This window comes from Citrobacter sp. H12-3-2 (genome assembly GCF_009649895.1).
GTDB lineage: Bacteria > Pseudomonadota > Gammaproteobacteria > Enterobacterales > Enterobacteriaceae > Citrobacter > Citrobacter portucalensis.
The window spans coordinates 3,693,051-3,711,528 of sequence record NZ_CP045837.1; the positions used below are offsets into that span (position 1 = coordinate 3,693,051).

Annotated in this window: 17 protein-coding genes; 15 read left to right on the forward strand and 2 right to left on the reverse strand. The window is 52.4% G+C overall.

Features of this window, described 5'->3' with window-relative positions; all coding sequences use genetic code 11:
• Window positions 1–189 precede the first annotated feature (189 nt).
• The 8 genes from GHC22_RS17710 (at window position 190) to GHC22_RS17745 (ending at window position 9,320) form a co-directional block, all read left to right on the forward strand.
• Window positions 190–768: a lipoprotein gene (locus tag GHC22_RS17710; protein WP_016152050.1), complete on the forward strand. Its 579-nt coding sequence runs from the start codon at window positions 190–192 to the stop codon at window positions 766–768.
• A gap of 44 nt (window positions 769–812) precedes the next feature.
• Entirely contained in the window at window positions 813–2,288 is a 1,476-nt protein-coding gene (ampG, locus tag GHC22_RS17715) for a muropeptide MFS transporter AmpG (RefSeq protein ID WP_048214791.1), read from the forward strand.
• Between the two features lie 652 nt (window positions 2,289–2,940).
• Window positions 2,941–3,888, forward strand: a complete 948-nt coding sequence (gene cyoA / locus GHC22_RS17720; RefSeq protein WP_032942534.1) for a cytochrome o ubiquinol oxidase subunit II — start codon at window positions 2,941–2,943, stop codon at window positions 3,886–3,888.
• Between the two features lie 19 nt (window positions 3,889–3,907).
• Window positions 3,908–5,899, forward strand: a complete 1,992-nt coding sequence (gene cyoB / locus GHC22_RS17725; protein WP_003831008.1) for a cytochrome o ubiquinol oxidase subunit I — start codon at window positions 3,908–3,910, stop codon at window positions 5,897–5,899.
• Window positions 5,889–6,503, forward strand: a complete 615-nt coding sequence (locus GHC22_RS17730; RefSeq protein ID WP_003831007.1) for a cytochrome o ubiquinol oxidase subunit III — start codon at window positions 5,889–5,891, stop codon at window positions 6,501–6,503. Before cyoB ends, GHC22_RS17730 begins: the two co-directional genes overlap by 11 nt.
• Window positions 6,503–6,832, forward strand: coding sequence for a cytochrome o ubiquinol oxidase subunit IV (locus tag GHC22_RS17735; protein WP_003831006.1), 330 nt, complete (start codon window positions 6,503–6,505; stop codon window positions 6,830–6,832). Before GHC22_RS17730 ends, GHC22_RS17735 begins: the two co-directional genes overlap by 1 nt.
• 11 nt (window positions 6,833–6,843) lie before the next feature.
• Window positions 6,844–7,734, forward strand: coding sequence for a heme o synthase (gene cyoE / locus GHC22_RS17740; RefSeq protein ID WP_003831005.1), 891 nt, complete (start codon window positions 6,844–6,846; stop codon window positions 7,732–7,734).
• Window positions 7,735–7,955: 221 nt separating this feature from the next.
• Window positions 7,956–9,320, forward strand: a complete 1,365-nt coding sequence (locus GHC22_RS17745) for an MFS transporter (RefSeq protein ID WP_137377087.1) — start codon at window positions 7,956–7,958, stop codon at window positions 9,318–9,320.
• A 46-nt stretch (window positions 9,321–9,366) separates the two neighbouring features.
• Here the strand turns inward: GHC22_RS17745 and GHC22_RS17750 are convergent, their stop codons facing one another.
• Window positions 9,367–9,858, reverse strand: coding sequence for a YajQ family cyclic di-GMP-binding protein (locus GHC22_RS17750; RefSeq protein WP_003831002.1), 492 nt, complete (start codon window positions 9,856–9,858; stop codon window positions 9,367–9,369).
• Window positions 9,859–10,032: 174 nt separating this feature from the next.
• Between GHC22_RS17750 and panE the strand changes: the two genes are divergently transcribed.
• The 3 genes from panE to GHC22_RS17765 are packed head-to-tail and all read left to right on the forward strand — an operon-like array spanning window position 10,033 to window position 12,612.
• Window positions 10,033–10,944, forward strand: coding sequence for a 2-dehydropantoate 2-reductase (gene panE / locus GHC22_RS17755; protein WP_032942532.1), 912 nt, complete (start codon window positions 10,033–10,035; stop codon window positions 10,942–10,944).
• Entirely contained in the window at window positions 10,907–11,497 is a 591-nt protein-coding gene (gene yajL / locus GHC22_RS17760) for a protein deglycase YajL (protein WP_008783935.1), read from the forward strand. The genes panE and yajL overlap by 38 nt, the downstream gene beginning before the upstream one ends.
• Window positions 11,498–11,529: 32 nt before the next feature.
• Window positions 11,530–12,612: a hypothetical protein gene (locus tag GHC22_RS17765; protein ID WP_153753654.1), complete on the forward strand. Its 1,083-nt coding sequence runs from the start codon at window positions 11,530–11,532 to the stop codon at window positions 12,610–12,612.
• Window positions 12,613–12,677: 65 nt separating this feature from the next.
• Here GHC22_RS17765 and thiI read toward each other — a convergent pair whose 3' ends face one another.
• Window positions 12,678–14,126: a tRNA uracil 4-sulfurtransferase ThiI gene (gene thiI / locus GHC22_RS17770; RefSeq protein WP_003830998.1), complete on the reverse strand. Its 1,449-nt coding sequence runs from the start codon at window positions 14,124–14,126 to the stop codon at window positions 12,678–12,680.
• 196 nt (window positions 14,127–14,322) lie between these two features.
• Between thiI and xseB the strand changes: the two genes are divergently transcribed.
• Genes xseB through yajO form a run of 4 tightly spaced genes read left to right on the forward strand, consistent with a single transcriptional unit; the run spans window position 14,323 to window position 18,383 of the window.
• Complete coding sequence (gene xseB / locus GHC22_RS17775) at window positions 14,323–14,565, forward strand: exodeoxyribonuclease VII small subunit (RefSeq protein WP_003021586.1); 243 nt, start codon at window positions 14,323–14,325, stop codon at window positions 14,563–14,565.
• The gene (gene ispA, locus GHC22_RS17780) at window positions 14,566–15,465 is read left to right on the forward strand and encodes a (2E,6E)-farnesyl diphosphate synthase (protein WP_008783932.1); all 900 of its coding nucleotides are present in this window, start codon (window positions 14,566–14,568) and stop codon (window positions 15,463–15,465) included.
• A 24-nt stretch (window positions 15,466–15,489) separates the two neighbouring features.
• On the forward strand, window positions 15,490–17,352 hold the full coding sequence (dxs, locus tag GHC22_RS17785) for a 1-deoxy-D-xylulose-5-phosphate synthase (protein ID WP_003830996.1): 1,863 nt from the start codon (window positions 15,490–15,492) through the stop codon (window positions 17,350–17,352).
• A 56-nt stretch (window positions 17,353–17,408) separates the two neighbouring features.
• Entirely contained in the window at window positions 17,409–18,383 is a 975-nt protein-coding gene (yajO, locus tag GHC22_RS17790; RefSeq protein ID WP_008783931.1) for a 1-deoxyxylulose-5-phosphate synthase YajO, read from the forward strand.
• The last annotated feature ends 95 nt before the right edge of the window (window positions 18,384–18,478 follow it).

Sequence of the window (18,478 nt, forward strand, 5' to 3'; positions counted from 1 at the left end):
AAACGGATGAAGTTCACTGATTCCTCACTCCAATTTATTGCAAAAAGTCCGTTTATAGTCTCCACAAAGTCATAAAACGGACAACACAATGAATTTACATGCGTTACCCACTTCCCCTCATCGTTGGCGATGTTATGATGGCGGGAATTTTCTCTAACCATACAATTTAGATTCGCTGAGAGCCCTGGCATGTTTAAAAAAATCCTCGTCCCGTTTGTCGCGCTGTTTATGTTAGCTGGATGCGCAACACCGCCGACCACTATTGAAGTCTCCCCGAAAATTACCCTGCCGCAGCAGGACCCAAGCCTGATGGGTGTGACCGTTAGCATCAACGGAGCCGACCAGCGCCAGGATCAAGCGCTGGCAAAAGTCACCCGCGACAACCAGTTGGTGACCCTGACCGCATCCCGCGACCTGCGTTTCCTGCTGCAAGAAGTACTGGAAAAACAGATGACCGCACGCGGTTATATGATTGGACCGAACGGTGCAGTCAACCTGCAAATCATTGTTAGCCAGCTGTATGCTGACGTGTCTCAGGGTAGCGTGCGCTATAACATCGCCACCAAAGCAGACATCGCCATCATTGCTACCGCCGCCAACGGCAACAAGATGACCAAAAACTACCGCGCAAGCTATTCTGTTGAAGGTGCACTGCAAGCCTCTAACAAAAATATCGCTGATGCCGTTAACAGCGTGCTGACCGACACCATCGCTGATATGTCTCAGGACACCAGCGTTCACGATTTCATCAAGCAGAACGCTCGTTAATTTCTGCCCATATGGCCCGGCGTTCGTCGGGCCTATAGAAGCCCATGTCCAGTCAATACTTACGTATTTTTCAGCAACCACGTTCAGCTATCCTGCTCATTCTGGGGTTCGCCTCCGGTTTACCGCTCGCACTCACCTCCGGTACGCTTCAGGCGTGGATGACAGTCGAGAATATCGATCTTAAAACCATCGGTTTCTTTTCCCTGGTCGGTCAGGCCTACGTATTTAAATTTCTCTGGTCCCCGTTGATGGACCGTTACACGCCACCGTTTTTAGGTCGACGTCGCGGCTGGCTGCTGGCGACCCAGGTGCTGTTGTTAATTTCTATCGCTGCGATGGGCTTTCTGGAGCCTGGCACACAGTTACGCTGGATGGCCGCACTCGCAGTAGTGATCGCTTTTTGCTCGGCATCGCAGGATATCGTCTTTGATGCCTGGAAAACCGACGTATTGCCCGCAGAAGACCGCGGTACCGGCGCGGCTATCAGCGTGCTGGGCTATCGATTAGGGATGCTGGTTTCAGGCGGATTGGCCTTGTGGATGGCCGATCGCTGGCTGGGCTGGCAAGGGATGTACTGGCTGATGGCTGCACTGTTGATTCCCTGTATCATCGCCACTCTGTTAGCACCTGAACCAACTGACACCATTCCGGTGCCTAAAACGCTGGAACAGGCAGTTGCGGCTCCGCTGCGAGACTTCTTTGGTCGTAACAACGCATGGCTGATCCTGCTGCTTATTGTGCTGTATAAGCTCGGGGATGCTTTCGCCATGAGCCTGACCACCACCTTTTTAATCCGCGGCGTTGGGTTTGATGCGGGTGAAGTTGGCGTGGTGAATAAGACGCTGGGGCTACTGGCGACCATTGTTGGCGCGCTGTACGGTGGGATCCTGATGCAGCGCCTCTCTCTGTTCCGCGCATTGCTTATTTTCGGCATCCTGCAAGGGGCGTCGAATGCGGGCTACTGGCTACTGTCCATCACTGACAAACACATGTTCAGCATGGCGGCGGCCGTCTTCTTTGAAAACCTGTGCGGCGGAATGGGCACGGCGGCATTTGTCGCTTTATTAATGACGCTGTGCAATAAGTCCTTCTCAGCGACCCAGTTCGCCCTGCTCTCCGCGCTTTCAGCCGTTGGTCGCGTTTACGTTGGCCCGGTAGCGGGTTGGTTTGTCGAAGCACACGGCTGGCCGACGTTTTATCTGTTCTCCGTATTTGCCGCGATCCCCGGCCTGATACTGCTGCTGGTATGTCGCCAGACCCTGGAACATAGCTGGCAAAATGAAAGCTTCATTCCGCGCACGGAATTTCGTGGAGCATACAGTCTGGCATTAATGACGCTAGTTGCGGGCTGCTGCCTGCTGCTGGTTTGGCTGCTGCTGTTAACCATGAACGCGCTGGATTACACCAACTTCTCCTTCCTGCCGGAACTGCTTGAAGTCTCAGTGGTAGTCGCGGTCTGCGGGGTCGTTTTTGGTGGATTGCTTGATTATCTGGCATTGCGCAAAACCCGTCTGGCATGATGTTGCATATTTATGCTCTAAATAATTCGAGTTACGGGACAAAAGGCGTGAGCGTTTTGAACAGCGCTTGCGCTGGCCCCGTAGGGGAGAGGCCGAGAGGCCGAATCACGCGGCGACGCAGCAAATCCCCAGGAGCTTACATAAGTAAGTGACTGGGGTGAGCGAGGAAAGCCAACACACCCGTAGCTTGAAGTATGACGAGCATATTTGGTCGTTGTAATCACCCTACGTAATTATAACGGCGAAATAAGCAACAACTGCTAAAAATAATATTTGTTATTTTGTGCGCCAAAGAATTTGGAAATTATTGACGCCTTTTATATATACTATTTTCCTTACTCGATTCAGCCAAGAAAGATTTATTTTTTGTTCCTCAATTGTCCTTTTATTGATAATCAATTGTTAAGCAATTGTTTTATTTTCGTATTGGTTATACCAATTGCCCTCAGTACGCCCCCCACCTGCCCGCTTTCGTTATAACGTGATGTTGCAACAGGTTCTTAAAGCCAAAGCGACATATATTGCAACATATGTGACATGCACGGCAGAACCCAGTAACACAGATCTAGAGATGTTTACAGTAATGTAACCTTCCCGTAAAATGCCCTCACACTTTAAACGCCACCCGGTCCCGTGGAATTGAGGTCGTTAAATGAGACTCAGGAAATACAATAAAAGTTTGGGATGGTTGTCATTAATTGCAGGCACTGCATTACTCAGTGGCTGTAATTCTGCGCTGCTTGACCCTAAAGGACAGATTGGACTGGAACAACGGTCATTGATACTGACGGCATTTGGCCTGATGTTGATTGTCGTTATTCCCGCCATCTTGATGGCTGTTGGTTTTGCCTGGAAGTATCGTGCAAGCAATAAAGATGCGAAGTACAGCCCGAACTGGTCACACTCCAATAAAGTGGAAGCTGTGGTCTGGACGGTGCCGATCTTAATCATCATTTTCCTTGCCGTTCTGACCTGGAAAACCACTCACGCTCTTGAGCCAAGCAAACCGCTGGCGCATGACGAGAAGCCCATTACCATCGAAGTGGTTTCCATGGACTGGAAATGGTTCTTCATCTATCCGGAACAGGGTATCGCTACCGTGAATGAAATCGCCTTCCCGGCGAATACTCCGGTTGAATTCAAAGTGACTTCCAACTCCGTGATGAACTCCTTCTTTATCCCGCGTCTGGGTAGCCAGATTTATGCCATGGCCGGTATGCAGACTCGACTGCATCTGATCGCCAACGAAGTCGGTACTTATGATGGTATCTCCGCAAGTTATAGCGGACCAGGCTTCTCCGGTATGAAGTTCAAGGCTATCGCAACAAAGGACCGCGCCGAATTCGACCAATGGGTTGCTAAAGCTAAACAGTCCACGAACACCATGAGCGACATGGCAGCGTTCGAGAAAGTGGCTGCGCCAAGCGAATACAACCAGGTGGAATACTTCTCCAACGTGAAACCGGATTTGTTTAAAGATGTTATTAACAAATTTATGGCTCACGGTAAGAGCATGGACATGACCCAACCCGAAGGTGAGCACAGCGCACACGAAGGAATGGAAGGCATGGACATGAGCCACGCGGAATCCGCTCACTAAGGGGCCGAGGAAGAATACGATGTTCGGAAAATTGACGCTGGATGCAGTTCCGTTCCATGAACCTATTGTCATGGTTACGATTGCTGCCATTATCATCGGTGGTGCGGCCTTACTGGGCCTTATCACTTACTTCGGTAAGTGGACCTACCTGTGGAAAGAGTGGCTAACCTCGGTTGACCACAAACGCCTTGGCATCATGTATGTCATCGTCGCAATCGTCATGTTGATTCGTGGCTTTGCCGACGCCATCATGATGCGTAGTCAGCAAGCGCTGGCTTCTGCAGGTGAAGCAGGCTTCCTGCCTCCTCACCACTACGACCAGATCTTCACGGCTCACGGCGTGATTATGATCTTCTTCGTGGCAATGCCATTTGTTATCGGTCTGATGAACCTGGTGGTTCCGCTGCAGATCGGCGCACGTGACGTTGCATTCCCGTTCCTGAACAACCTGAGCTTCTGGTTCACCGTTGTCGGCGTAATCCTGGTTAACCTTTCTCTGGGCGTGGGTGAATTCGCGCAGACCGGTTGGCTGGCGTATCCGCCACTTTCGGGAATAGAGTACAGTCCAAGCGTCGGGGTCGACTATTGGATATGGGCAGTCCAGTTGTCCGGTATTGGTACAACCCTGACCGGTATCAACTTCTTTGTGACCATCATTAAGATGCGTGCACCAGGAATGACCATGTTCAAGATGCCGGTGTTTAGCTGGGCATCTCTGTGTGCAAACATCCTGATTATCGCTTCTTTCCCAATCCTGACGGTTACCGTCGCGTTGCTGACCCTGGATCGCTATCTGGGCACCCATTTCTTTACCAACGATATGGGCGGCAACATGATGATGTACATCAACCTGATTTGGGCCTGGGGCCATCCGGAAGTGTACATTCTGGTTCTGCCAGTCTTCGGTGTGTTCTCCGAAATCGCGGCAACCTTCTCACGTAAACGTCTGTTTGGTTACACCTCGCTGGTGTGGGCAACCGTGTGTATCACCGTTCTGTCGTTCGTTGTTTGGCTGCACCACTTCTTCACCATGGGTGCAGGCGCTAACGTAAACGCCTTCTTCGGTATCACCACCATGATTATCGCCATCCCGACCGGGGTGAAGATCTTCAACTGGCTGTTCACCATGTATCAGGGCCGTATCGTATTCCACTCAGCAATGCTGTGGACGATTGGCTTTATCGTCACCTTCTCAGTCGGCGGCATGACCGGTGTACTGCTGGCGGTGCCGGGTGCGGACTTCGTTCTGCACAACAGTCTGTTCCTGATTGCGCACTTCCATAACGTTATCATCGGCGGTGTCGTATTTGGATGCTTCGCTGGTATGACCTACTGGTGGCCAAAAGCGTTTGGCTTCACGCTGAACGAAACCTGGGGTAAACGCGCATTCTGGTTCTGGATCATCGGCTTCTTCGTAGCATTTATGCCACTGTACGTGCTGGGCTTCATGGGTATGACCCGTCGCCTCAGCCAGCAGATTGATCCACAGTTCCATCCGATGCTGGTCGTTGCCGCCTGCGGCGCCGCGCTGATTGCACTGGGTATCCTGTGCCAGCTGATTCAGATCTTCGTTTCTATTCGCGACCGCGAGCAGAACCGTGACCTGACCGGTGACCCATGGGGTGGTCGTACGCTGGAGTGGGCAACCTCTTCCCCGCCACCGTTCTATAACTTTGCCGTTGTGCCGCACGTTCACGAGCGTGATGCCTTCTGGGAAATGAAAGAAAAAGGTGAAGCGTACAAGCAGCCTGCGCACTATGAAGAAATTCATATGCCGAAGAACAGCGGTGCCGGTATCGTCATTACCGCCTTCGCAACACTGTTTGGTTTCGCCATGATCTGGCATATCTGGTGGCTGGCGATTGCAAGCTTCGCAGGCATGATCATCAGCTGGATTGTGAAAAGCTTTGATGAAGACGTGGATTACTACGTGCCGGTCCCGGAAGTCGAAAAACTGGAAAACCAGCATTTCGATGAGATTACTAAGGCAGGGCTGAAAAATGGCAACTGATACTTTAACGCACGCGACTGCCCACGCGCACGAACACGGGCACCACGATGCAGGCCAGACCAAGATCTTCGGATTCTGGGTCTACCTGATGAGCGACTGCATTCTGTTCTCTATTCTGTTTGCAACCTATGCCGTTCTGGTGAACGGCACCGCAGGTGGCCCGACAGGTAAGGACATTTTTGAACTGCCGTTCGTTCTGGTTGAAACATTCCTGCTGTTATTCAGCTCCATTACTTACGGCATGGCAGCGATTGCCATGTACAAGAACAACAAGAGCCAGGTTATCTCCTGGCTGGCGTTGACCTTCTTGTTCGGTGCCGGATTCATCGGGATGGAACTCTATGAATTCCATCACCTGATTGTTAACGGTATGGGCCCGGATCGCAGCGGCTTCCTGTCTGCGTTCTTCGCGCTGGTCGGTACGCACGGTCTGCACGTCACCTCCGGTCTTATCTGGATGGCGGTGCTGATGGTGCAAGTTGCTCGTCGCGGTCTGACCAGTACTAACCGTACCCGCATCATGTGCCTGAGCCTGTTCTGGCACTTCCTGGATGTGGTGTGGATCTGTGTGTTCACTGTTGTTTATCTGATGGGGGCGATGTAATGAGTCATTCTAACGAGAGCGGCGGCGCATCCCATGGCAGCGTAAAAACCTACATGACAGGTTTTATCCTGTCGATCATCCTGACGGTCATTCCGTTTTGGATGGTGATGACAGGTTCTGCCTCACCGGCCGTCATTCTGGGAACTATTCTGGCAATGGCAGTGGTACAGATTCTGGTGCACCTGGTGTGCTTCCTGCACATGAATAGCAAATCTGATGAAGGTTGGAACATGACGGCCTTTGTCTTTACTGTGCTAATCATCGCCATCCTGGTTGTGGGCTCCATCTGGATTATGTGGAACCTTAACTACAACATGATGATGCACTAAGAGCGGCGATTATGATGTTTAAGCAATACCTGCAAGTAACGAAACCAGGCATCATCTTTGGCAACCTGATCTCGGTGATTGGGGGATTCCTGCTGGCCTCGAAAGGCAGCATTGATTATCCCCTGTTTATCTACACGCTGGTTGGGGTGTCACTGGTTGTGGCGTCGGGTTGTGTATTTAACAACTACATCGACAGGGATATCGACAGGAAGATGGAGAGGACCAAAAACCGCGTGCTGGTTAAAGGTCTGATTTCCCCTGCGGTCTCGCTGGTATACGCCACCCTGCTGGGTATTGCTGGCTTTATGCTGCTGTGGTTTGGCGCGAACCCTCTGGCTTGCTGGCTGGGGGTAATGGGCTTCGTGGTCTATGTGGGCGTTTATAGCCTGTACATGAAGCGCCATTCCGTTTATGGCACGCTGATTGGCTCACTCTCCGGCGCTGCGCCGCCGGTGATTGGCTACTGTGCCGTAACCGGTGAGTTCGATAGCGGTGCGCTGATTCTGCTGGCTATTTTCAGCCTGTGGCAGATGCCGCACTCTTACGCGATTGCGATTTTCCGCTTCAAGGATTATCAGGCTGCCAACATCCCGGTACTGCCGGTGGTGAAAGGTATTTCGGTCGCGAAGAACCATATCACGCTGTACATCGTGGCGTTTGCTATCGCCACGCTGATGCTAACCCTGGGCGGCTATGCAGGTTATAAATACCTGATTGTTGCCGCGGCGGTGAGCGTCTGGTGGTTGGGCATGGCGCTGCGTGGTTATAAAGTGGAAGATGACAGAGTCTGGGCGCGCAAGCTGTTCGGTTTCTCCATCATCGCCATTACCGCGCTTTCCGTGATGATGTCCGTCGACTTTATGGTGCCAAACTCGCAGAACCTGCTGACTTACGTCTGGTAAGTTAATCGTCACACCTTCTATGCCGGATGGCGGCTGACGCCTTATCCGGCCTACCAAAAAGCATATAGCTTGTAGGCCGGATAAGTTACGTTCAGATCGCTATCCGGCATTTTCGTCTCCAGCCGACGCCCCTCACAACCCCAACATTTGTTAATAAAGCGCATATTTACCCAGCCTGCTTAGCGCTTTACACTAGGCGCGAAATTAATACAGAGGTGGGAATGAACGATTACAAAATGACGCCCGGTGAGTTGCGCGCCACCTGGGGTTTAGGGACCGTATTCTCGTTGCGCATGCTTGGCATGTTTATGGTCCTGCCAGTTCTGACCACGTACGGTATGGCGCTACAGGGTGCCAGCGAAGCGCTGATAGGCCTTGCCATCGGCATATATGGTCTGGCTCAAGCCGTCTTCCAGATCCCCTTTGGCCTGCTCTCTGACCGCATCGGTCGTAAGCCGCTTATTGTCGGCGGGCTGGCGGTATTTGTTCTCGGCAGCATAATTGCTGCTCTCTCCGATTCAATCTGGGGAATTATTCTTGGCCGGGCCTTGCAAGGCTCTGGCGCGATTGCTGCTGCCGTAATGGCGCTACTTTCCGACTTAACCCGTGAGCAAAACCGTACCAAAGCGATGGCGTTTATCGGTGTCAGCTTTGGTATCACCTTCGCCATTGCGATGGTGCTGGGACCAATAGTTACCCATGCGCTGGGGCTACACGCGCTGTTCTGGATGATTGCAGCTCTTGCTAGCACGGGTATCGTGCTGACCATTTGGGTCGTTCCCAATAGCACTACCCACGTGCTGAACCGCGAGTCGGGCATGGTAAAAGGCAGCTTCAGCAAAGTGCTGGCAGAGCCCAAACTGCTGAAGCTCAACTTTGGCATCATGTGTTTGCACATTTTACTGATGTCCACCTTCGTCGCCTTACCAGGCCAACTGGCGAAAGCAGGCTTCCCCGCCGCAGAGCACTGGAAAATTTATCTGGTGACGATGCTGCTGTCCTTTGTTTCCGTGGTGCCGTTCATCATTTACGCCGAAGTGAAGCGCCGCATGAAACGCGTGTTCCTCGCCTGCGTGTTACTGATTCTTATTGCAGAGATTGTATTGTGGAGCGCTAACGTGCGTTTCTGGGGGTTGATTGCGGGCGTGCAGATATTCTTCCTCGCCTTCAACCTGATGGAAGCCCTCCTCCCCTCGCTTATCAGTAAAGAGTCTCCGGCTGGCTATAAAGGCACGGCAATGGGCGTTTACTCCACCAGCCAGTTTCTTGGCGTGGCGATTGGCGGTTCGCTCGGCGGTTGGGTGGTTGAAATGTTTGATGGTCAGGCCGTATTCCTGGCCGGTGCGCTTCTGGCGGCAGTGTGGTTATTGGTGGCAAGTACAATGAAAGAGCCGCCGTATGTCAGCAGCCTGCGGGTGGAAATCCCACCTGAAATTGCTGCGGATGACACCCTGAAGCAGCGTCTGCTGGCTAAAGAAGGAATAAGCGAAGTGTTAATTGTCGCGAAAGAGCATTCGGCCTACGTGAAAATCGACAGCAAAGTCACCAATCGATTTGAGGTTGAGCAGGCCATCAGCCAGGCGTAAAGATGAGATTTGTCAGATGGCGGCTTACGCCATCTGACATAACGACTTAATCGCGGAAGTTCTTGAACTGGAACGGTTGACCGAGGTCGCCGCCGCGAACCAGCGCCATAACGGATTGCAGGTCGTCACGCGCCTTGCCGGTTACACGGATTTCTTCGCCCTGAATCTGCGCCTGCACCTTCAGTTTGCTGTCTTTGATCAGCTTAACGATCTTCTTTTGCACTGCACTTTCAATGCCTTGTTTCAGCTTAGCTTCAACAAACCAGGTTTTACCGCTGTGCACGAAGGTTTCTGGTACGTCCAGCGACGTGCCTTCAATACCGCGTTTGAGCAGCTTGGCACGCAGAATATCCAGCAACTGATTGACCTGAAAATCAGATTCGCTCAGCACCTTAATCGTCTTATTTGACTCATTCAGCTCAAAAGTCGCTTCAACGCCACGAAAATCAAAGCGTGACTCCACTTCGCGGCTGGCGTTATCTACCGCGTTACGGGCTTCCTGAAGATCAACTTCAGAGACAATATCGAAAGATGGCATCTTTTCCTCTCCCTTCATTTTTGATGCGAAGCATAATACCTGCAAAGTTACCCAACAGACAGCGCTATACTAGGCTGTATCCTTTAATTGTACGTGGTACTGATACCTGCGAACAATAATGGGGTACGGCCGATATGGATTAACACCTGGTGCTGTTGCAGGTGAGGAGGAAGAATGAAAATTACCGTACTGGGATGTGGAGCGCTAGGACAGCTTTGGCTTACCGCGCTATGCAAACATGGACATGAGGTGCAAGGGTGGCTACGCGTACCGCAACCCTATTGCAGCGTAAACCTGATCGACACGGATGGGTCAGTTTTTAATGAATCCCTGACGGCAAACGACCCCGACTTTTTGGCAAAAAGCGACCTGCTACTGGTCACCCTTAAAGCCTGGCAGGTTTCTGATGCGGTAAAAGGCCTGGCCGCAATTCTGCCTGAAACCACTCCCATTCTGCTGATTCACAACGGCATGGGGACAATTGAAGAGCTGCATAACATTAAGCAACCTCTGCTGATAGGTACCACCACCCACGCAGCACGCCGTGACGGCAACGTCATCATTCATGTCGCTCAGGGAACAACGCGCATTGGTCCTGCGCGTGAACAAGACGGTGATTTCAGTTATCTGGCTGAAGTCCTGCAAGAGGTGCTACCGGACGTCGCCTGGCACGACACTATTCGCGCCGAGCTGTGGCGAAAGCTGGCCGTCAACTGCGTCATTAACCCGCTGACCGCATTATGGGATTGCCCAAACGGCGAGTTACGCCATCATCCTGAAAAAATAGCACTCATCTGCGAGGAAGTGGCCGCGGTCATTGAACGCGAAGGCCACCACACATCTGTGGATGATTTACGCTATTATGTCGAGCAAGTGATTGACAGTACGGCGGAAAATATCTCATCAATGCTGCAAGACATTCGTGCCCTGCGTCATACAGAGATCGACTACATTACCGGATATTTGTTAAAACGCGCCCGCGCGCACGGCATCGCCGTCCCGGAAAACGCCCAACTGTTTGAAATGGTAAAGAGAAAGGAAAGTGAGTATGAGCGCTCAAGCACTGGTATGTCTCGCCCCTGGTAGTGAAGAGACCGAAGCGGTCACCACTATCGATCTGCTGGTGCGCGGCGGAATTAAGGTCACGACCGCTAGCGTCGCCAGCGATGGCGACCTGACGATCGTGTGCTCACGCGGAGTGAAGCTGCTGGCGGATGCGCCATTAGTCGAAGTTGCTGACGGCGATTTCGACATTATCGTGCTACCGGGCGGTATTAAAGGCGCCGAGTGTTTTCGCGACAGCCCGCTGCTAATCGAAACCGTGAAACAGTTTCATCGCTCCGGGCGCATTGTCGCGGCAATTTGCGCCGCGGCCGCCACCGTACTCGTCCCACACGATATTTTCCCCATCGGTAACATGACCGGTTTTCCGGCGCTGAAAGACCAAATTCCCGCTGACCAGTGGCAGGACAAGCGCGTCGTATGGGATCCTCGCGTCAACCTGTTAACCAGCCAGGGACCGGGGACTTCCATTGATTTCGGTTTGAAAATCATTGATCTTCTGGTGAGTCGCGAAAAAGCTCACGAGGTGGCGTCACAACTGGTGATGGCCGCGGGAATCTATAACTATTACGAGTAAATCTTCGAGCCACTCCCTTATAAGGAATCATAATGAAAGGATATCTGAGTGGAGTGGCTTTACTGCTCCTTTCCGGTTATGCCACAGCGACACAACTCGAAATAAAGAGTATTGAATATCGCTATCCCGAAAGCACTGAAATGCAGTATCGCTTGCCATGGTTTTCCTCGACGGATAACCCCAAAGTTGCAAAACGCATTAACGATTATATTTTCGCAAGCTTTATCAATCAGCTACCGGGCAATACTCCACAGGCCACAGTAAATCAGTTTGCGAAATCAGCCATGAATCCCACCGCAAACCTTGACTACACGGTTGAGTATCGCGACGCAAAAATCCTGACCATGAATATGTTTATCGAAGGTTGCGGGGCGTATTGCGAGTCGTACAATGTGCCGATCAGCTTCGTTTTAGCCAGCGGTGCGGCAATTACCCTTAACGATCTCTTTTCCCGGGCTACAATCGCCGAATTAAACACCCGCATCAGAAAAGATATCCGCGGCCAAATCGATACCTTTGTTACGGCGCATAATTCGCAAACACCAGAACAAATAAAAGAAGAGAAAGGTGAAGATTTTAACTATGCCGAATTCTACGCATCGTGCGCAACCTACACCGACGGTTTGTACTACATCGACAAATTCTCCCTGCAAAAAGACCATCTGGCTTTCCTGAACGGACGCTGTAGCAACCACGCCAGCCGTGCGCTCGACGAGTTGGGTGATTTCACAACGAAAATCCCAACCGCGGAACTGCAAAATCGACTCACACCGTACGGCCAATATCTGACTACAGCAAAGAGTACAACACCAGTTTCGCCAGCGCCCGGCATTGACGGCAAAGTCATGTACGGCACGCTGGGAAAAAGCATGCATATTGTGTTGAAGGTGGACTGCAAATACGGTGATTTTTTTGAAGGGGCTTACTTTTACCAAAAATTTGGCGCACCGATTGAATTGACCGGCAAATGCGACACAGCCGACAATCAACATTATGAACTGAAGACATCTGCGGCTGAAAAAACGCAAGAGAAGATAACGCTGGAATTAAAAGACGGTGTCTATCAGGGGGTCTGGGAGTCGAACGGGAAGACGCTTCCCGTTCGTTTTGAATAATATCGTTATATTGCCGGATGGAGGCGTAACCGCCTTATCCGGCCTACAACACGGTGTTTACTCAATTACGGGCGATACACCTTCACGTTCTCAAAGCCCTGCTCGCGCAGATAAAGCGCCTGCAGACGGCTCATCACCCCGCGTTCACACCACAGCAGCCAGGTTTTACTCTGGTCCAGATCGCCGAATTTAGTGCTCAGCTTGTAGAATGGCAGAGAAACGACGTCCACACCTTCAATCTTCAGCGGTTTATCATCCTGTTCATCCACAGAACGGATATCAAGGATTACGTCATTCGGGCCGAAACCGCTCACGGTTTCCACTTCTACCACGGTCTGTTGCGTCTGCTGGGCGATATCGCGAATATCGATATTGTTCGCTTCTTCAACCACTTTATCGAGGATAGAGAAATCGAAGTTTTCTTCTTCGGCCTCAATCTTCGCTTTGATCGCTTTCACCGTCGGGCTTTTTGAAATTACACCGCAGTATTCCGGCATGGTACGGGCAAAGTCTTCGGTGCCAATTTCACGCGCCAGATTGATGATGTGCTCTTTATCATGGGAGATAAGCGGGCGCAGGATCAGGGTGTCAGAAACGTTATCGATCAGACGCAGGTTGGTCAGCGTCTGGCTGGACACCTGGCCCAGTGCTTCACCGGTTACCAGCGCCTGTACGCCGTAGCGCTCAGCGACTTTCGACGCCGCGCGAACCATCATACGTTTGAGAACCACGCCCATCTGGCCGTCATCAACTTTCTCCAGGATCTCACCGACCACCGGTTCAAAGTTGATAGCAACAAAACGCACGCGATGCGAACTACCGAAGCGATTCCACAGGTAATGCGCCACCTGGCGAACGCCGATTTCATGCGCTGCGCCGCCAAGGTTAAAGAAGCAATAGTGTACACGGCAGCCGCGACGCATCAGCATATAACTGGACACACCGGAGTCGAAACCGCCGGAAATCAGCGACAGTACGTCTTCCTGCGTACCAATCGGGAAACCGCCAATACCTTCATAGCGGCCTTTAACCAGCAGCAGACGGTCGTTTTCGATTTCAAGATTTACCGTAACATCCGGCTTCGTCAGCTTCACGCGTGCAGATTCAATATGTTGGTTCAGTCCACCGCCAACATAACGTTCCACCTCAATGGAGCTAAACTCATGCTTCCCGCGACGCTTCACGCGAACACAGAAGGTTTTACCTTCCAGTTGATCGCGATACTGCACCAGTGCCTTCTCGAAAATATCGTGCATATCAGTAAACGGCACGTCTTCTACTTCGAGAATGTGGTGGATACCCGGAATACGGGTCAGCGCGTCGCGAATATCCAGGCGCTGGCTTTCATCTTTAGCGCGAACCTCAACGTGATCCCAGTGACGGACAACGGCAAGGTCTTCATCATAGTGCTTTAAAACGTTACGAATGTTCCCTGTCAGAATTTTTATAAAGCGCAAACGCACAGATTGGCTTTTGATGGTGATTTCTGGGAACAATTTAATGATAAACTTCATGGCGGCAATGGTTCTTAGGCAAGTCTGAATGACTTGTAATGGAAAAAAATACAGCAGCCCATACCCGCGACTGCATCCAGGCGCGCAAGTATATCACCATCACGCGGCTACTGTGCACATTGCGCGTTATTTGCTTATCAGTGCGAGTCCGTTACCATAGTCTTGTGCTGCCAATACAGAGAGTCAGACATTCATTATGCCGAAGAAAAATGAAGCGCCCGCCAGTTTTGAAACCGCGCTGAGCGAGCTGGAACAAATTGTTACCCGTCTGGAAGGCGGCGACCTGCCGTTAGAAGAAGCGTTGAACGAATTCGAACGTGGCGTACAGTTGGCGCGTCAGGGACAGGTCAAATTGCAACAGGCTGAACAGCGCGTACAAATCCTGCTGTCAGATACTGAAGACGCGGCCCTTACGCCTTTTACACCGGATAATGAGTAAATGGATTTTACGCAGCAGCTACAGGCTTGCGTTGAGCAGGCCAACCAGGCACTGAGCCGTTTTATCGCGCCACTGCCCTTTCAGAACACTCCCGTGGTAGAAACCATGCAATATGGCGCATTATTAGGCGGTAAACGCCTGCGCCCGTTCCTGGTGTATGCGACCGGTCAGATGTTTGGTGTCAGCCTGAGTACGCTTGATGCTCCCGCTGCCGCCGTCGAATGCATTCATGCCTATTCGCTGATGCACGATGATTTGCCCGCGATGGATGACGATGACCTGCGACGCGGTCTGCCGACTTGCCACGTAAAATTTGGCGAGGCAAATGCGATCCTGGCCGGAGATGCGCTACAAACGCTGGCATTCTCCATTATCAGCGACGCCCCAATGCCGGAAGTCACTGACCGTGACCGCATCGCGATGATCTCTGAACTGGCTCAGGCCAGCGGCATCGCCGGTATGTGCGGCGGTCAGGCGCTGGATCTGGAAGCTGAAGGTCATCAGGTTGAGCTGGATGCGCTGGAGCGGATTCATCGCCATAAAACCGGAGCATTGATTCGCGCCGCCGTGCGTTTGGGGGCGTTAAGTGCTGGCGATAAAGGGCGAGAATGCCTGCCAATACTCGACAAATATGCAGAAAGCATCGGTCTGGCTTTCCAGGTTCAGGATGACATCCTGGATGTGGTAGGCGATACTGCAACATTGGGTAAACGTCAGGGTGCTGACCAGCAGCTTGGCAAAAGTACCTATCCTGCACTTCTGGGTCTTGAGCAAGCCCAGAATAAAGCCCGGGATTTAATCGAGGACGCCCGCCAGTCGCTAAGTCTGCTGGCCGCACAGTCACTCGATACCTCGGCACTGGAAGCGCTAGCGGACTACATAATCCAGCGTGATAAATAAACCAACATATCCCATGAGCTTGCGATGAGTTTTGATATAGCCAAATACCCGACCCTGGCGCTGGTCGACTCCACCCAGGAGTTACGTCTGCTGCCAAAAGAGAGCCTGCCAAAGCTTTGCGACGAACTGCGCCGCTATTTGCTCGACAGCGTAAGCCGTTCCAGCGGGCACTTCGCCTCTGGTCTGGGCACGGTGGAACTCACCGTCGCGCTGCACTATGTCTACAACACCCCGTTTGACCAGTTAATCTGGGATGTGGGACATCAGGCTTATCCGCACAAAATTCTGACCGGTCGCCGCGATAAAATCGGCACCATTCGTCAGAAAGGCGGCCTGCATCCGTTCCCATGGCGCGGTGAAAGCGAGTATGACGTACTGAGCGTTGGGCACTCTTCTACCTCCATCAGCGCAGGTATCGGTATTGCCGTTGCCGCCGAGAAAGAAGGTAAAGAGCGCCGTACCGTGTGTGTGATTGGTGATGGTGCCATCACCGCAGGGATGGCGTTTGAAGCGATGAACCACGCGGGCGATATTAGGCCCGACATGCTGGTTATCCTCAACGACAACGAAATGTCGATTTCAGAGAACGTTGGCGCGCTGAACAATCATCTGGCACAGCTGCTCTCTGGCAAACTCTACTCCTCGCTGCGCGAAGGCGGGAAGAAAGTCTTCTCCGGCGTGCCGCCGATTAAAGAACTGCTCAAACGTACTGAAGAACACATTAAAGGTATGGTTGTGCCGGGGACTCTGTTTGAAGAACTGGGCTTTAACTATATCGGTCCGGTGGACGGTCACGACGTGCTGGGGCTTATTACTACGCTCAAAAACATGCGCGATCTGAAAGGCCCGCAGTTCCTGCACATCATGACCAAAAAGGGTCGTGGCTACGAGCCTGCGGAAAAAGATCCGATAACCTTCCACGCGGTACCCAAATTCGATCCGTCCAGCGGATGCCTGCCGAAAAGCAGTGGCGGCCTGCCGAGCTATTCAAAAATTTTCGGTGACTGGCTGTGCGAGACCGCAGCGAAAGACAATAAGCTGATGGCAATCACCCCGGCGATGCGCGAAGGTTCCGGAATGGTGGAGTTTTCACGTAAGTTCCCGGATCGCTATTTCGATGTGGCGATTGCCGAGCAGCACGCGGTGACATTTGCTGCCGGTCTGGCGATTGGCGGCTACAAGCCGGTGGTAGCCATTTACTCAACCTTCCTGCAACGCGCCTACGATCAGGTGCTGCACGATGTAGCCATCCAGAAACTGCCGGTCCTTTTCGCCGTTGACCGGGCAGGGATTGTTGGCGCAGATGGACAAACCCATCAGGGGGCGTTCGATCTCTCCTTCCTGCGCTGCATCCCGGAAATGGTCATCATGACCCCGAGTGATGAAAACGAATGCCGCCAGATGCTGTTCACCGGCTATCACTACAACGACGGTCCAACGGTCGTGCGCTACCCACGCGGCAACGCGGTAGGCGTTGAGCTGACCCCGCTGGAACAACTGCCAATTGGTAAAGGCATCGTGAAACGTCACGGGGAAAAAGTGGCAATTCTCAACTTTGGCACCCTGATGCCGGAAGCCGCTCAGGTCGCAGAGTCGCTGAACGCCACGCTGGTCGATATGCGCTTTGTAAAACCACTGGATGAAACGTTGATCCTTGAAATGGCTGCCCAACACGAGGTGCTGGTTACCATTGAAGAGAACGCCATTATGGGTGGTGCTGGCAGCGGCGTAAACGAAGTGCTGATGGCCCATCGTAAGCCCGTCCCGGTGCTGAACATTGGCCTACCAGACTTCTTCATCCCGCAGGGAACTCAGGATGAAGCCCGTGCCGATCTGGGTTTGAATGCCGCCGGAATTGAGACCAAAATCAAGGCCTGGCTGGCATAATCCCCTCCCCGCTCCTGCTATGCTTAATTCATCACGAGCTAAGCAGGAGTGGATTGATGAAATACAACATCTTAGGAAAAACCGACCTACGGGTCTCCCGCCTTTGCCTGGGTTGCATGACATTTGGCGAACCCAATCGCGGCAATCACGCCTGGACGCTACCTGAAGAAAGCAGCCGCCCAATAATCAAACACGCCCTTGAGGGCGGCATTAACTTTTTCGATACCGCCAACAGCTACTCCGCTGGCAGCAGCGAAGAGATTGTCGGCCGCGCACTGCGTGATTTCGCCCGCCGCGAAGATGTCGTGGTCGCTACCAAGGTTTTTCACCAGGTGGATGATTTAGCGGAAGGTTTATCCCGCGCACAAATCCTGCGCTCAATCGACGATAGCCTCAGACGCCTGGGTATGGACTATGTGGACATCCTGCAAATTCACCGCTGGGATTACAACACGCCAATCGAAGAAACGCTGGAGGCTCTAAACGACGTCGTGAAAGCCGGTAAAGCTCGCTATATTGGCGCCTCATCCATGCACGCTTCACAGTTTGCTCAGGCTCTGGCCTTACAGAAGCAACACGGCTGGGCGCAGTTCGTCAGCATGCAGGATCACTACAACCTAATCTACCGCGAAGAAGAACGCGAAATGCTGCCGCTTTGCTATCAGGAAGGCGTGGCCGTTATCCCATGGAGCCCGCTGGCGCGCGGTCGCCTGACGCGTCCCTGGGGAGAAACGACCGCACGTCTGGTTTCCGATGAAGTCGGTAAAAATTTGTACAACGAGAGCGATGAAAACGACGCGCAAATCGCCGCACGACTGACCGGTGTCAGTGAAGAGCTGGGTGTAACACGGGCACAGGTTGCGCTGGCCTGGCTGCTGAGCAAACCCGGCGTGGCAGCGCCAATTATTGGCTCTTCGCGTGAGGAACAGCTGGATGAGTTGCTCAACGCGGTGGATTTAACGTTGAAGCCGGAGCAGATTGCCGAACTCGAAACACCGTACAAACAACATCCGGTGGTGGGATTTAAATAAGCGAGGTTGTAGATTGTAGGCCGGATAAGCATAGCGCATCCGGCACTGATCGCCCGATGTCGCGGCACTTATCGGGCCTACAATAGTCCCTGAAA

Coding starts and splice junctions, on each gene's coding strand:
- panE (WP_032942532.1), top strand. CDS start 10,033: ATGAAAATTACCGTACTGGGATGTGGAGCGCTAGGACAGCTTTGGCTT.
- cyoB (WP_003831008.1), top strand. CDS start 3,908: ATGTTCGGAAAATTGACGCTGGATGCAGTTCCGTTCCATGAACCTATT.
- GHC22_RS17765 (WP_153753654.1), top strand. CDS start 11,530: ATGAAAGGATATCTGAGTGGAGTGGCTTTACTGCTCCTTTCCGGTTAT.
- GHC22_RS17745 (WP_137377087.1), top strand. CDS start 7,956: ATGAACGATTACAAAATGACGCCCGGTGAGTTGCGCGCCACCTGGGGT.
- yajO (WP_008783931.1), top strand. CDS start 17,409: ATGAAATACAACATCTTAGGAAAAACCGACCTACGGGTCTCCCGCCTT.
- GHC22_RS17730 (WP_003831007.1), top strand. CDS start 5,889: ATGGCAACTGATACTTTAACGCACGCGACTGCCCACGCGCACGAACAC.
- GHC22_RS17710 (WP_016152050.1), top strand. CDS start 190: ATGTTTAAAAAAATCCTCGTCCCGTTTGTCGCGCTGTTTATGTTAGCT.
- cyoA (WP_032942534.1), top strand. CDS start 2,941: ATGAGACTCAGGAAATACAATAAAAGTTTGGGATGGTTGTCATTAATT.
- ampG (WP_048214791.1), top strand. CDS start 813: ATGTCCAGTCAATACTTACGTATTTTTCAGCAACCACGTTCAGCTATC.
- GHC22_RS17750 (WP_003831002.1), bottom strand. CDS start 9,858: ATGCCATCTTTCGATATTGTCTCTGAAGTTGATCTTCAGGAAGCCCGT.
- dxs (WP_003830996.1), top strand. CDS start 15,490: ATGAGTTTTGATATAGCCAAATACCCGACCCTGGCGCTGGTCGACTCC.
- xseB (WP_003021586.1), top strand. CDS start 14,323: ATGCCGAAGAAAAATGAAGCGCCCGCCAGTTTTGAAACCGCGCTGAGC.
- GHC22_RS17735 (WP_003831006.1), top strand. CDS start 6,503: ATGAGTCATTCTAACGAGAGCGGCGGCGCATCCCATGGCAGCGTAAAA.
- ispA (WP_008783932.1), top strand. CDS start 14,566: ATGGATTTTACGCAGCAGCTACAGGCTTGCGTTGAGCAGGCCAACCAG.
- cyoE (WP_003831005.1), top strand. CDS start 6,844: ATGATGTTTAAGCAATACCTGCAAGTAACGAAACCAGGCATCATCTTT.
- thiI (WP_003830998.1), bottom strand. CDS start 14,126: ATGAAGTTTATCATTAAATTGTTCCCAGAAATCACCATCAAAAGCCAA.
- yajL (WP_008783935.1), top strand. CDS start 10,907: ATGAGCGCTCAAGCACTGGTATGTCTCGCCCCTGGTAGTGAAGAGACC.